The following is a 12836-nucleotide window of genomic DNA, read 5'->3' as shown; positions in this document are numbered from 1 at the left end:
CCAGTGTTGGGATGAGTGCATCTGACTTACGGGTTGGTCTCGGACGAGCGTCGGCGGGCGAGAGCGAGGCTTGTCAGCGTCGTGATCGCCATGGCGCCGATGCCGACCAGCGCCGCGGTGGTGTAGGCGCTGTTGTCGGGGAAGAGGTGGCCGGGGCCGGTGCCCGCGGCGAGGATCAGGCCACCGATGGCGCTGCCCAGGGAGTACCCGACGCTGCGGACGACGTAGTTGAAGCTCATGGCGCTCGACGTTTCGCTCTTGGGGGTGACGGCCAGGATGACGCCGGGCATCGCGGCCGAGAAGCCGCCGACGCCGAAGCCGAGCACGCCCATCGCCGCGAACAGTTCGGCCAGGTCCGAGCGGGCAGCCGCGAACAGGGCGAACCCGCCGCCGACCACGACGGCGCTGCCGGCCAGGAGCAGGGGGTCGGCGATCCGCGTCCGGACCCGCGGCGTGAGCTTGCCGGCGACGAACCCCAGCACCGAGAACGGGATGAGGACCAGCCCGGCGACGAAGGTCGTCAGCCCGAAGCCGTAGCCGGCGCCGTGCGGCGTCTGCGCGTACCGGGTGATGAGCGTGAGCAGGAGGTACATGCCGATCCCGCCCACGAACATGGCGAGGTTCGCCCCGGCGACCGCCGGGTGCCGCACCGCCCGCACACCGACCAGGGGCGTCGTGCTGCGCAGCTCGATGACGGCCCAGACGCAGAGCAGCACCACCGCGACGACGGCGAGGCCCGCCGCCACGGCGAAGTGCCGGCTCCACAGATTCCGTTCGCCGGCGAGGAACAGCACCAGGAGCAGCGCAGCGGCCAGGACGACCGCGCCTGCCACGTCCACGTGGGCCAAGCGGCCTTCGGGGGCTTCGGGCATGGAGCGCCACGCGGTCAGGAGGGCGGCGGCGGTGACGACCAGGCCGAGGCCGTAGGCGGCCCGTACCCCGCCGAGCTCGGCGAGCAGTGCGGCCAGCGGGTAGCCGGCGCCGGCCCCGATGATCGAGACCACCGAGATCAGGGCGATCACGGCCGCGCCGCGCTCCTCGGGGAGGTGGTCCCGGGCCACGCCCATCATCAGCGCCGTCAGCCCGAGCCCGACGCCCTGGGCCGCCCGGCCGGCGAGCAGCCACGCGAACGGCAGCGGCAGCACGGTGAGCGCGCTGCCGGTGACGACGACCGCCAGCGTGGCGAGGATCGTGGCCCGCCGGTGCGGGCCGGCTCCGAGCCGGCCCAGGACCGGCGTGGCGACGGCGCCGCTGAGCAGCGCGACGGTCAGCGTCCACTGCGCGCTGCCGAGGGAGACGTGGAACGAGGTCGCCACGCTGGTGATGAGCGGCGTCCCGAGGCTGGCGACCGCCGCCACGACCAGAGCGATGAACATCAGGGCGGGGACCAGCAGCCGCGCCTCGGAACGCGCCACCGGGAACGCCTTCACCGCGATCGGGCCGGCCGGCTCCCCGGTCATTGCTTCGGCCCTTCGCGGTCCTGGCTTTCGAGCTCTGCCAGATGCTTCAGCGCCGGAAGGGCCGCCACCAGTGCCCCGACCTCGTCGCCGGTGAGCTCGCCGATCAACCGCTCGAACGCGTGGATGCCCGCCTGGCGCCGCGTCCGGACATAGGAGGCGCCGGCCTCGGTCAGGCACACCAGCGTGACCCGCTTGTCGGACGCGTCGCCCCGCCGCTCGACCAGGCTGGACTCCTCCATCACCCGGACCAGGGCGGTCATCGCGGGCTGGGTGACGCCCTCGACCGCGGCCAGATCGGTGATGCGCCGCGGGCCGGTCCGGTCCAGGGTGGCCAGGGTGGCGGCGGACGTCAGGCTCATGTCCCGGGGCAGGCGTCTCGCGGCCCTGGTGGCCAGGCCGTAGAGGGCTGCCCCGATGGCGGCGGACGCGCCAGGAGCGGTGTCTTGACGACTCATGCTCGAAGCATAGCAGTTTTATATTCATACTTTATGGAACTGGGTCGACTGTGCTGTGGTGGCGCCAAGGCAGGTGGCCCCGGATCTCAAGATTCCCGACAGAGTCGCGGAGGGCCTCTTCGGCAGAGGTGGAACCGTCGACTCGAAGTGCTGGGCGAGGACCCGTTCGGTGATCCCCACCGTCCCTCCGAGCCCCCCCCGAATCGAAGTGGCCACCTACCCCGAAGGCATTGTGCTCACCGGCCTGTTCACCTCCCCGCACTGGCGCGGCCATCCCCAACTGCCTGCAGAGGCAGCACGCCGTTTTGGCGTTGCTCAGACCCAGCTCGGGCCGGGTCTGGTCCGGAATCTGCCACCTTCACTGCGAATCCTGGAGCAGGGCCTCACACCACCCTGACAATGCCCAGCTCAGGAACCACCGGTCTCGCCGTGATCGATGAGACGCGAACCCGGCGCCGCGCTCAGCCCGCCCCGAAGCCCGGGCCTCCATGCTCTGAGTCGCAACCCAACCTGTCACCCCCCCCAGGTCAGCGGCCCTCTCTCGTCAAGATCTAATGAGACGGGACAGTCGGATCCGGCGTGGCGGTGAGACATGCAGCTCGCGCCTGTACCTCGTTCGTGTTGAAACGCCGACGCCTGGAAGGCCAGGCGGCCGCTCCGGGAACAGCCGGTCCGGCCGGCACGGTTGCATCGACCGGGGGACCGGGCGCTGCACGGGCGGAGAACAGGGAGAGCAGGAGGTCGTCCGCCCCACCAGAATCCGGGCCTCCGGATCGCGGTACACCCGCCGCGCATTTGGACCAAGACGTATTTCTGCAGGAGGACTTTTTCATGACTGACCGACCCTTGACGCTCATGGCAGTACACGCCCACCCCGACGACGAGGCCACCGGAACCGGAGGGGTCCTCGCGCGGTACGCGGCGGAGGGCATCCGTACGGTTCTCGTGACGTGTACCGACGGCGGTTGCGGTGACGGACCGGGGGGTGTCAAGCCGGGCGACCCCGGGCACGATCCGGCGGCGGTCGCCTTGATGCGCCGTCAAGAACTCGAGGCGAGCTGTGACGTCCTGAAGGTCAGCGGTCTGGAGATGCTGGACTATGCCGACTCCGGGATGACGGGCTGGCCGAGCAACGACGCCCCCGGTTCCTTCTGGCGGACCCCCGTGCAGGAAGGCGCGGCCCGCCTCGCGGAACTCATGCGGCACTACCGACCTGATGTGGTCGTCACCTACGACGAGAACGGTTTCTACGGCCACCCCGACCACATCCAGGCCCACCGCATCACAATGGCGGCGCTGGAGATGACCGCGCTGACACCGAAGGTGTACTGGACCACGGCGCCACGCTCGATGATGCAGCGGTTCGGCGAAATCATGCGCGAGTTTCATGAGGACATGCCGGAGCCGGATCCTGCCGAGGCCGCCGCGATGGCCGAGATCGGCCTCCCCGACGATGAGATCACCACGTGGGTGGACACCACCGCGTTCAGCGGTCAGAAGTTCGACGCGTTGGCCGCGCACGCCAGTCAGGGCGAGAACATCTTCTTCCTCAAGATGGGCAAGGAGAGGTTCGGCGAGTTGATGGGCATCGAGACCTTCGTACGTGTCCAGGACACCACCGGCGCGGCCGTACCCGAGAACGATCTCTTCGCCGGACTGCGCTGATCCGCCCGCCCGGCCGGCCGTGAAAGCGCATCGATCTAGCGGCGCGATCGAGCGGGTCACACACCCGGCGGCTTGTCCACGCGAGTTCCACTCCGGCAGCCCGCGTCCAGGCCCGCGCCGACGGTGTCGACGCGTTCCCGCACTTCCGACCCGACACCGCGACAAGTACGAGCCCGAACTGAGGGTTGGCCGCGGCGCTCTCGTGCCAGGCGACCGGGGCCCGGCCCTATCTGGCCCCGGTGGCCATGTCGCACAGCCCTTCGGCCCCTAGGTACGTTCGTTCATAGGTCTCCTGTCTCGATCACAGTGGTGGGACCCGACGGCAGGCGAGAGGGAGATCCAGCGGGTGGCGGCAGCTTGTGTGAACTCCTCGTCGTGCGCGGACCGTTGGGTGGTGGGGGAGGGGGCGGGGTGTTGCTCGGGCCGGCTTGCCGGGCCGAGTCACGATCATCCAGCAAAAGTGAACATATCGGTTGATGTGACCAACGGAGAGGGGTGGGCTGGGTGTTGGGAGGCCTCGTGCGGTGGTGCTTGTCACTGTGGTGGCCGGTGTATTCGTCTTATCAGCGGTGGGCTGCTTAGCGGCGGTGGCTGGGTGTTTCCGGGCGTGCCGCCCGGAGGGGACGCCTGGGCGTTGTCGTTGCGCTGTTGTCTGTGGTGCTGCTGCCGGGCGTCATGAGCAACGGCCCGGCAGCAGTGCGTTGTTACTCCCGGGCGCGCGATGCAGTCCTTTCTGCCTGCTGTGTGATCTTGGCGCCGGCGTGGATACCGTTCCCGCCCACGGCCCGGCATCTTCCACAAGCGCACCACTGCAGTCGTAAAGAACCAGTGCGGCTTTCGGCGAATCTCCCGAGCGCGTTCCCTGACACTGTGCGACCTTCTAGCCTCGTTTCATGGACTGGTTGTTGGCCGCGTGGGTGGGCGTAGCTGGTGGCGCCACCATGGAGGCCATTGATGTCATCAAGTCCGTCAGGTGGCACGGCAGCGTGCCATGGGAAGTACAGCCGGAGACGATCGAGCCCCCGCGGCGCCGACGCAATGTACGGCCCGGCGAGGAGCAGTTGCCCGCGCCCGGCCGGCAGGGTTACTGCCTTGCAACGGCATTGCGGCTGTTCGTCAGCGGAGCCCCGACTGGAGTCCTCGCCGCGACCTATCCGCACACGGTGAACCCGCTGGTGGCCTACATGGTCGGCTTAGGTGCACTGTCAGTTGTTCAACAACTCGCCACACTGGTGCCACTTGCCGTCAAGAGCGTCGGCCAGGCCGCCCTGGGCAGTGTGGCTGGGGAGGCACAGCAGGACGTCGTTGCGTCGCAGGCACAGCACCCAAACGGTCACGGTCACGGTCACGTCGACGATGTTCCTGTCCGGCCGCCGACAGAAGCCTCTCCGGTACATGGTGTGCTGCCGGACACCGGTGTCCCCGCGCCACAAGCACCGTCAGACGGAGGGGGCAGCTATGACGCTAGCTGCTGATTCCTTCGCCGGACGCGTCCTGGCTGTCGTCTCGCGCCGCTCCCCGGGCTTCCAGCCCCCGACGGCATCCTCCAGGCGGGTCGAGGCTCCCATGACAACCGCCATCTCACCAACTCGTTCGACCTCGGGAACTCCCGATACGCCCGGAGGGCCGCCAACCGACACCGAACGCGCTGCGGCAACCCCGGGTGCCGTCGCGAGCCAGCGCCGGCCTCCCCTTGGGCGCCGACTGTTGACGTCAATCCGGGGCCACCGGCCACCCCCGGCAAAGGAACCCGAGGCATCCGCTCAGAACGAGGCGAGCGGAAAGGCAAAAGCACCGCACACCACCCCCCTGAGCCGCCCCGTTCCACCGCCGCACACACCGAGCCCGCCACCCCCAACGCGGCAACAAGCCCCCCCCAGGTACAACTACGGCGGCTACGGCAACCGCGTTCCGCAGCACCTGCTGAGCGAGGACCGCCAGGAGTACGAGCGGGTCCTCGATGAGGCGCTGCGCTCCGCCCCAAACCGCCCGGAACTGGCCGCTGTCGGTAAGCGGCTCAACCCCGAACAGCTGCGCACCATGGCGCTCAACGCCACCGCACTCATCACGGTGGCCGCAGCGACCGAGTACCAGCACTACGTGAAGGTTCGCGAGGAACTGCGCCAGCCGACATCCTCCACCCCGGCGTCCACCCGCGAATCCGGTTCGGCGATGGGGCTCGCCACCACCCTCGGCGAAGCCGCCGAGCCGGCCGGCGCTGGCGCTGGCGCCGTCGTCGCGGTCCTCACTCCTGTTCTCGCCGGCACCGCAGCGATAATCTTCCTGCTGGTGGGCTACATCCTCAAACTGTTCAGCCCTGAACCGGCGTTCGCCCAGACCATGGTCACCGCCGGGTGGGTATTCGGCGCGGTCGCCGGCGCCTCGGTCATCCTCGCCGCCGTCGGGCTGCTGCTCACCGCCCTGCGCAACCGTCCCTCGCTCGAGACCGGCCCGTACGGCGACCCGAGCAAGGAAGTGGGCCGGGCCAGGGAAGCCTGGCGCGAAGCACTCCTGGAGCGCGGCATCATGCCCTTCCTGCGGGAGGCACTCGCCGACCCCGGCACCGCCGCGGCGCTGCACCCTGCGATGCCTCCAACACCGACTGGCCGCATGCCGCACCTTGGCTACGACCGCCCGGGCTTCAGCAGCCCGGATGGCGGCCCGGCCCCCGGCCCGCGCCCGAACTTCACCAGCCCGGACTACACCACCCCGGACTTCGGAGGCCCGGAACACCGGCCGGAGTGACTCAGTGAAGTCACCGCTCTGCAACCGGCTGCTCGACAGCCACCACCCATCTTGCCCAGCACACAGTGGACGCCGATGCCATGGGGTGCAGCCAAACGCCGATCAGCGCTCAGGGCGCCACGTATTTCCAGGACGGTACGACTCCCTTCGTTCCTGGCCAAGAGTGATCAAAATGGTGTGCGGTCCGTGTGCGGGGAGTGCTTGGATGAGGTCAACGCGACGGGGGAACGCGTGAGTTGACGCCTGTGCCCTCGTCGTATCGACCAACACCGGGGGTACAACTTGAAATTGAGGACGCTGTTCACCACGGGGGCCGTGGCGGTAGCCATGCTGGCCACGGGCGGCGCTCCGTCGGCGGTGGCGGACCAGGCCGGCAGCACGCAGTTGCGGGTCACGGTCGGCTCGCCGCAGGCCCGCGCGAGTGCGGTGACGGCCGGTGCGGCCGCCGCGGCGACCTGCACCATCAACAAGATCACGATCAACCGGTACAGCGAGTGCGAGTGGGTGGCCGTCCACGTCGACGTGATCAAGATCGTCGACGGGGACCCGGTCGTCGAGGGCACGGCCGACTTCAGCGTCAAGCACCAGATGACGCTGAAGGCCAACACCGCCAACTGGAGCGAGAAGTTCACCATCTCCAAGGCGCGAACCACCGGCCAGGGCAAGGGCGTCGCCGTCGACGTGGCCGCGGTCTCCGGCGGCGGCACGAAGGCCACCGTCGACTTCCCGCAGGGCCACACGCTCGACAGCGCGGCCAGCGGGAGCGTGCACTACAAGACCGGCGCGATCGCCCGCAAGAAGATCAACCCCAAGGCGAAGACCACCTACACCTACACCTTCACCAAGGCCGGCTACAGCCCCGGCACGGTCTCCTACGCGTCGGCCGTCTACCGGTGCGACAACTACTACGGCACCACCGGCTGCGCCATTCCCGAGGTGCCCACCGGGATCAACCTGTCCACCCTGCCGCGCATCTCCGAGGGCATCCGCAAGCTGCGCTCGCACGGCGGCCACTACGGCGACCCCAACGGCGGCAAGCCGCTGCACTGGATGATCAACGCCACGCAGCAGAAGAAGAACCGCCAGGCCGTGTGCTCGGGCAGCGCGCCCGCGGACATGCAGCGGGCCGGGCGCACCTCCTGTGACGAGTACCCGTTCGCCTCCACCTACGAGGGCGGCACCAACCTGCCGGCCGCCCAGCGCACCATCACCTGGGTCAAGAAGAGCGAGAACGACGGCCAGGGCGCCTTCATCACCAACTGGCGGCGCCAGTTCCACGTCATGGACCACGACCCGTTCTACGTGATCGCCTGAGCGCTGCACACTGGCTCAATCAGGGTGCCTCTTCCCGCCCCCGACGGGGGCGGGAAGAGGCACCCTGCCCGGTAGGAGGAGACATCCATGCTGGTCCACGAAGCCGCGTTCACCCTCGAGGTGGGCGAAAACGGCTACCTCATCGGCTTCACCGAGCACGACGGCTACCCGGCCCAGATGCCCTACGGCTGGCGCTGCGGCCCTGCCACACCGGCCAGCGCCATCGTCTTGACCACCACCGACACCGGCCCCGTGTACCTGACCATCCAGCTCCACGACCGCCCGCCGGCACCGGAAACCAGCGGCGACTGGGAGCCTGCGGAGGAGCTCAGCCTGCACACCGAGACCGCGGGCCTGAGCCTGGCGACCCTCGAACCCGGCGACATCCTGGACGCATGGCCGGACGACGAACCCCCCCTCCAGCTGCCGGCCGCCGGTAACGGCTGGGTGCGGATGCGCCTGTACTGCCACACCGACGACCCCGAACCCGGCATCGGCGACCACGGCGAGCGCCACCTGATCCAGCTGTGGCACGCCCCCGAGAGCGCTCCGGTCCATCCGCAGATCACCCAAGCCGACCGGCAGCAGCGCGCCGAATACGCCGCGGCCATGGCCGTGCCGGTGGAGGACTACACCACCACCTACACGTACACGGAGCCCGGCGAAGCAGACTGACAGCACGGGTGGGTGGTCGCTCACGCGGTGCGCCCGACTTCCGGCGGCGCGGGCAGGTGATGTCCGTCGTGCGGATCCTGTGGCTGGAGTCCAGGCTTCGTGCACCATCAGCAGCCGGAGTCGGCGGAACGGTGTGACAAGAATTCCGTAGCCGAACAGCACGCAAGAACCACAGACCACAGCCGTTCTGCACATGCCTTGGCGGTGAGCAAGGGTGCTTCGAGCGCCTCTCGGTCGCGCCCTTCCCGCTCATGCCACGCCACGGGCACGGTGAAAGAAGGCTTGGGCCAGAGTGCCCTCACTCGCGGCGCCCCGCGCCGATCCTCCTCCCGCGGTCAGAAGGATCTCATGAGCGGTTCAGCGCAACTCCGCGCGCGGCTCGCCGCCATAGGCGGCATCGCCCTGTTGACAGCGGCAGCGGCGTTCACTGCCACTCCTGCGCAGGCAGAATCCGTCACGGCCTGCAGCAACAATACGATCGGCGCCGTCTGCATCGTGGTCGACGCTGGCCCCGATGCCTTCCACTGCCGCGTCGACGATCTGGGCATCATCCTCGAATGCAGTTAGCCCATCCCCACCGCCATCCACGGATCCGGCGGTCGTCGCCAACGGCACTCCGACGGCCGTGCTGCTCCCCACATCGTGCGCGTTAAGCGGCACGCCATTCCCCGAGGCCGCCTGCCGGGGCAAAGACATACCTTATGGATTCGAAGCCTGCGGAGGGACCGGCCGCGCTCAACCGTGCGACGGGCGTGCGCCGTCGCGCCGTACCCCACGCGATAGGTCCGTGTGGTGATGGGGGAGCATCTGCTCAGCCGTCGCCTGCCGTGAGGGATCATCATGCGTTCTGCCCGTCGTGCCGCTTCGTCCGTCCTGTTCACCTGCCTGCTGCTGGCGGGCTGTTCGTCCGTCTCACCCGGTACGTCGACGTCGTCCGGGACGCACAGTCCGGCGGCGGGAGCGACAGCCGGCTCGGGGCAGCCGATCGCGGTGGGGGCGGGTCCGCAGAAGCACTACACGGTGCAGAAGCAGCCTCCGGCGGCTGGCCCGACCTCGAACCCGGCCGGTGCGACCTCGTCGTCAGCGTCCTCTACGACCAGATCATCGGGAAGGAGCTGATCGACGCCACCGACACGATCGTCAACTGCCACCCCGGCCGCCTGCCCCAGTACCGCGGCGCACGACCCGTCAACTGGGCACTGCACAACGGCGAACCCCTGCACGGCGCCACCCTCCACGTCATCGAGACGGGCATCGACACCGGTCCGATCCTCGGCGAAGTCACCTTCTCGATCTGGCCCGACACCGACGAAGTACGGGACGTCTGGCAGCGCACCATGCGCCACGCGGCGCTCCTGCTCTCCGACACCCTGCCGCGCCTCGACCAGATCACGCCCTACCCCCAGGACGAGGCCCTCGCAGTGACGCACTACCTGCGCGACAACCACCAACTCGGCAGCCGCAGCAACTGGACCCGCGCCACCAGCACCAGCCCGTGACCCGCCCTCCTACACGGCGGAGCCAGCGGCGTCCAGAAGGACATCGACGAGCCGTTCCGCCGCATCAGGCCGCCCGTGCGCGCGGGCGGCCTGCGCCATGCCCGCACGCCGGACCGGGTCCGTCAGCAGCGGGCCCAGCGCAAGCCGCAACCTGTCCGCGCTCACCTCCCCGGCCAGGGCAACGGCGGCGCCCGCGTCCTCCAAGTGCCGGGCATTGTGGGCCTGCTCGTCGCCCGCCGAGGTAGCGAGCGGAATGAACACCGCGGCCTTCCCGAGCGCGGTGAGTTCCGCGAGAGTGCCCGCCCCGCTGCGGGAGACGACGACGTCGGCCAGGGCGAGCACGTCCGGCAGCTCACTGCCGACATACCCCGTCAGGTAGTAGCGGGCCGCCGCACCCTGCGGCAACTGCGCGCTGAGCGAAGCCAGTTGCTCCACGTTGTCCGGCCCGCACTGGTGGATGACATTGGCCCGCTCCAGCAGCCACGGCAGCGCCCCGCCCACCACGGTGTTGATCTGCCGCGCACCCTGCGCGCCGCCGGTGACGTACAAGGTGGGCAGCCGCCGGTCGAAACCGGTCAGCCCCAAGGCGGTGACGGCCTTGTCCGCGTCACCGGTGAGGATCTCCGGCCGCACCGGATTGCCCGTGACCACGGCGGCCGCCCGTACGTCCTTGGGCAGCAGCTCCAGGGTCGATGGTGAGGACACGGCGATCCGCGTCGCCGATCCTGCGAGCTTGCGGTTCGCCAGCCCCAGACGCACGGTCTGCTCGTGCAGCACGAGCGGACGCCGACACAGCCGGGCGGCCAGCCCGGCCGGGACCGCGACGTACCCGCCGGTGGCCAGGACCACGTCCGGAGCGAACGCGGCGATCTTCGATCGCGCTTGTGCGACGCCGAGCGGCACGCGCGCCATGTCCTTGACGTTCGCCGGGCCGAGCATCTTCAGCGGATTCGACGAGCGGCGGATCTTGCCCGTCGTCACGGTGGTGAACGGAATGCCCTCGGCCGGAGCGACCCGCGCCTCCAAACCCTCCGCCGTACCGATCCACAGCACCTCCAGGCCGCACCCCTCCCTGGTGAGCCGGTCCCGCAGTGCGCGGAGCGCAGTGAGTGCCGGGTAGGTGTGACCACCTGTCCCACCACCCGTCACGACCAGGCGAAACGAAGCACGCGGAGCACGGCTGATGTCGCTGGTCACGAGACATCCCATCTGGCTCAGCTCCCGCCCACGCAAGGACGGCTTGTGAGGTGCAGCCTTTCACACCGGTACCGAGCGATCGTTCCTTGTCACCTTCACGACGGCCCGGGGAGCTCCGACCCCTCGGACACGCCACGGGCCCGAGGGATCAGAGATCGTCCCCGGGGCCCGGCATGTGGAGTCGCGCTGGTCAGGCACGCTACTTCGCAGGCCTGGCGGCGCTGGCTTCTCCGGTAATGGTGAGCGCCCAGCACAGAGGCTGTCCACCACGGGGTCCGTCGTGCTGGACGTGATCCACGTTCCAAGGCATCGTGGATCCGGGTGGGTCCGTCACGTCGTCCGTGGTGGCGGACTACGCCTCATTCGGGTGGAAACACTCCAGTGCCGCCTCGGCGGACCGGGGGAGCGCCTGGCGGAGATCGGCGTACAGGCGGATGCGTACGCCGGGCTGACCCGGGTCCCGTGTCGTACGCGCGGCCGTCGCCGTCCCCCACGTCCGGGCGACGGCGTCCTGGAAGGCCATTACGGTCACGTCGTCGGCTCCCGCGATATCGATGACGAGCAGCCCGGGTTCGGCGACGTGCGCCTCTTGGATCGGTTCCACGTCTGTCTGTACGCTCCCGGCCGCAGCGAGGTTCTGCACGCGCGCCCGATTCCCCCGATCGAGTCAGTCTTCACGGCGAACAGTAATGCGGTATGCGCATATTGGATGAGATTTGAGTGATAGAGTCTGCAACATGAGTATGAGCCTCGAAGAGCGCGTGCGGTCGGCAATGGCGGCGCTCCTGCACGCGGCCGGTGAGTCGCAGACTGAGCTCGCCGCCGCCCTCGGGGTGAGCCAGGCCCAGGTGAGCCGTCGTCAGTCCGGCGCTGCGGCCTGGAGTCTGACTGACTGCGAGGCGGTTGCCGCGCACTACGGCATTGACGTTCTCGAGCTCCTGGCAGGCCCCACCCGGGCCACGGAGGCACTGCCTGCTAAGCGCCGCCGCGCCCCCAGCCGCCAGGCTGGCACTCCACGTCCGGCGGCCGTCGAGGGAGGCGTGTAATGACGGACTTCGGCGCGATCGACGCCCTCCTCGCCAGCACCAAGAAGGAGGTGGCGCTGCCGCCCGCCGAGGAACGGCGCACCCTGCGCGAAGAGCTCAGCCTTTCGCGCGCCCAGCTCGCGCAGGCCCTGGGCGTCAGCCCGTCCACGGTCGGGGGCTGGGAGTCCGGACGGGACCCGAGCGGCGAAACGCGGGAGAAGTACGCCTACTTCCTCGGCGCCGCGAAGGCCAAGCTGGCCGCCGAAGCAGCCAAGTCAACGGATGCGGCCGGAGAGGCCCCGGCGGAGGAACCGGAGGACGAGGTTCGCGCGGATGCCGAGCAGGCGCCCAGCCAGGACGACAACGTCGACGTGCTCGCCGTCCCCCAGCCGTGCGTGCTGTGCGGGCAGATGGCCCGCCAACAGGTTGCGGGATTCCCCCAGCACCTGGATCCCGCGGAGTGCAACGTCGCCGAGCCCGCGCAGACGAGCGAGCCCGCGGAACCGGCGAAGCCTGCGCCGCGCCCGGAACCACGGCGTGCCCAGCCCTCCGGCCCGCAGGGGCAGGCGGGACGCGGCGTCCGGGTCGTGCCCGCCGGCCGCCGCATGCAGACCGCCGACAGCCCAGACCTGATCGGCTCCGCCGTCACGGCCGCGCTCGCCGAGCACTCCGGCTGATGACTCGCACAAAACTGTCCAAACAGTTCGCGTGAAAGTGTCCGACTGAAATTCTGCTTTGACCTGTGGCCATGGTGTGGTTGGCCTCTTGGGGAGGGTGGACACATTTCCGCGAAACAGCAGG

13 protein-coding genes are annotated in these 12836 nt (G+C 69.4%); 9 read left to right on the top strand and 4 right to left on the bottom strand.

Features of this window, described 5'->3' with window-relative positions; genetic code table 11:
* Positions 1-26 precede the first annotated feature (26 nt).
* Both P2Q00_RS49805 and P2Q00_RS49800 read right to left on the bottom strand, forming a co-directional pair.
* On the bottom strand, positions 27-1460 hold the full coding sequence (locus tag P2Q00_RS49805; RefSeq protein WP_275781693.1) for an MFS transporter: 1434 nt from the start codon (positions 1458-1460) through the stop codon (positions 27-29).
* A complete protein-coding gene (locus tag P2Q00_RS49800) occupies positions 1457-1819 on the bottom strand; it encodes a MarR family winged helix-turn-helix transcriptional regulator (protein ID WP_338059424.1) in 363 nt (120 codons plus the stop codon). The genes P2Q00_RS49805 and P2Q00_RS49800 overlap by 4 nt, the downstream gene beginning before the upstream one ends.
* Positions 1820-2746: 927 nt before the next feature.
* On the opposite strand from P2Q00_RS49800, the gene P2Q00_RS49795 reads away from it, so the two are divergent.
* From P2Q00_RS49795 to P2Q00_RS49765, 7 genes are all read left to right on the top strand, one after another.
* Entirely contained in the window at positions 2747-3580 is an 834-nt protein-coding gene (locus P2Q00_RS49795) for a PIG-L family deacetylase (RefSeq protein ID WP_275781690.1), read from the top strand.
* Between the two features lie 893 nt (positions 3581-4473).
* Entirely contained in the window at positions 4474-5055 is a 582-nt protein-coding gene (locus P2Q00_RS49790) for a hypothetical protein (protein ID WP_275781688.1), read from the top strand.
* Between the two features lie 445 nt (positions 5056-5500).
* The gene (locus tag P2Q00_RS49785) at positions 5501-6325 is read left to right on the top strand and encodes a hypothetical protein (RefSeq protein ID WP_275781719.1); all 825 of its coding nucleotides are present in this window, start codon (positions 5501-5503) and stop codon (positions 6323-6325) included.
* Between the two features lie 288 nt (positions 6326-6613).
* Positions 6614-7639, top strand: a complete 1026-nt coding sequence (locus P2Q00_RS49780) for a NucA/NucB deoxyribonuclease domain-containing protein (protein ID WP_275781687.1) — start codon at positions 6614-6616, stop codon at positions 7637-7639.
* An 87-nt stretch (positions 7640-7726) separates the two neighbouring features.
* Positions 7727-8314 carry a hypothetical protein gene (locus P2Q00_RS49775; protein ID WP_275781686.1) on the top strand — a complete coding sequence of 196 codons (588 nt, stop codon included), beginning with the start codon at positions 7727-7729 and terminating at the stop codon, positions 8312-8314.
* 348 nt (positions 8315-8662) lie between these two features.
* Positions 8663-8881: a hypothetical protein gene (locus P2Q00_RS49770; protein WP_275781685.1), complete on the top strand. Its 219-nt coding sequence runs from the start codon at positions 8663-8665 to the stop codon at positions 8879-8881.
* A gap of 260 nt (positions 8882-9141) precedes the next feature.
* Positions 9142-9813 (top strand): formyl transferase, encoded by a 672-nt coding sequence (locus tag P2Q00_RS49765; RefSeq protein WP_275781684.1) that lies wholly within the window; start codon positions 9142-9144, stop codon positions 9811-9813.
* A gap of 9 nt (positions 9814-9822) precedes the next feature.
* Here the strand turns inward: P2Q00_RS49765 and P2Q00_RS49760 are convergent, their stop codons facing one another.
* Together P2Q00_RS49760 and P2Q00_RS49755 are read right to left on the bottom strand one after the other, a co-directional pair.
* A complete protein-coding gene (locus P2Q00_RS49760; protein WP_275781683.1) occupies positions 9823-11010 on the bottom strand; it encodes a UDP-N-acetylglucosamine--N-acetylmuramyl-(pentapeptide) pyrophosphoryl-undecaprenol N-acetylglucosamine transferase in 1188 nt (395 codons plus the stop codon).
* Between the two features lie 352 nt (positions 11011-11362).
* Positions 11363-11614, bottom strand: coding sequence for a DUF6207 family protein (locus P2Q00_RS49755; RefSeq protein ID WP_275781682.1), 252 nt, complete (start codon positions 11612-11614; stop codon positions 11363-11365).
* 133 nt (positions 11615-11747) lie between these two features.
* On the opposite strand from P2Q00_RS49755, the gene P2Q00_RS49750 reads away from it, so the two are divergent.
* Together P2Q00_RS49750 and P2Q00_RS49745 are read left to right on the top strand one after the other, a co-directional pair.
* Positions 11748-12056 (top strand): helix-turn-helix transcriptional regulator, encoded by a 309-nt coding sequence (locus P2Q00_RS49750; protein ID WP_275781681.1) that lies wholly within the window; start codon positions 11748-11750, stop codon positions 12054-12056.
* Positions 12056-12712 carry a helix-turn-helix domain-containing protein gene (locus tag P2Q00_RS49745; RefSeq protein ID WP_275781680.1) on the top strand — a complete coding sequence of 219 codons (657 nt, stop codon included), beginning with the start codon at positions 12056-12058 and terminating at the stop codon, positions 12710-12712. The genes P2Q00_RS49750 and P2Q00_RS49745 overlap by 1 nt, the downstream gene beginning before the upstream one ends.
* The last annotated feature ends 124 nt before the right edge of the window (positions 12713-12836 follow it).

This window comes from Streptomyces coacervatus, from assembly GCF_029223485.1.
GTDB classification, from domain to species: domain Bacteria; phylum Actinomycetota; class Actinomycetes; order Streptomycetales; family Streptomycetaceae; genus Streptomyces; species Streptomyces coacervatus.
Note: the sequence above shows the minus strand (reverse complement) of the source record. Positions and strands in the feature narration are given on the sequence as shown.

Coding starts and splice junctions, on each gene's coding strand:
- P2Q00_RS49745 (WP_275781680.1), top strand. CDS start 12,056: ATGACGGACTTCGGCGCGATCGACGCCCTCCTCGCCAGCACCAAGAAG.
- P2Q00_RS49795 (WP_275781690.1), top strand. CDS start 2,747: ATGACTGACCGACCCTTGACGCTCATGGCAGTACACGCCCACCCCGAC.
- P2Q00_RS49790 (WP_275781688.1), top strand. CDS start 4,474: ATGGACTGGTTGTTGGCCGCGTGGGTGGGCGTAGCTGGTGGCGCCACC.
- P2Q00_RS49770 (WP_275781685.1), top strand. CDS start 8,663: ATGAGCGGTTCAGCGCAACTCCGCGCGCGGCTCGCCGCCATAGGCGGC.
- P2Q00_RS49805 (WP_275781693.1), bottom strand. CDS start 1,460: ATGACCGGGGAGCCGGCCGGCCCGATCGCGGTGAAGGCGTTCCCGGTG.
- P2Q00_RS49775 (WP_275781686.1), top strand. CDS start 7,727: ATGCTGGTCCACGAAGCCGCGTTCACCCTCGAGGTGGGCGAAAACGGC.
- P2Q00_RS49800 (WP_338059424.1), bottom strand. CDS start 1,819: ATGAGCCTGACGTCCGCCGCCACCCTGGCCACCCTGGACCGGACCGGC.
- P2Q00_RS49750 (WP_275781681.1), top strand. CDS start 11,748: ATGAGTATGAGCCTCGAAGAGCGCGTGCGGTCGGCAATGGCGGCGCTC.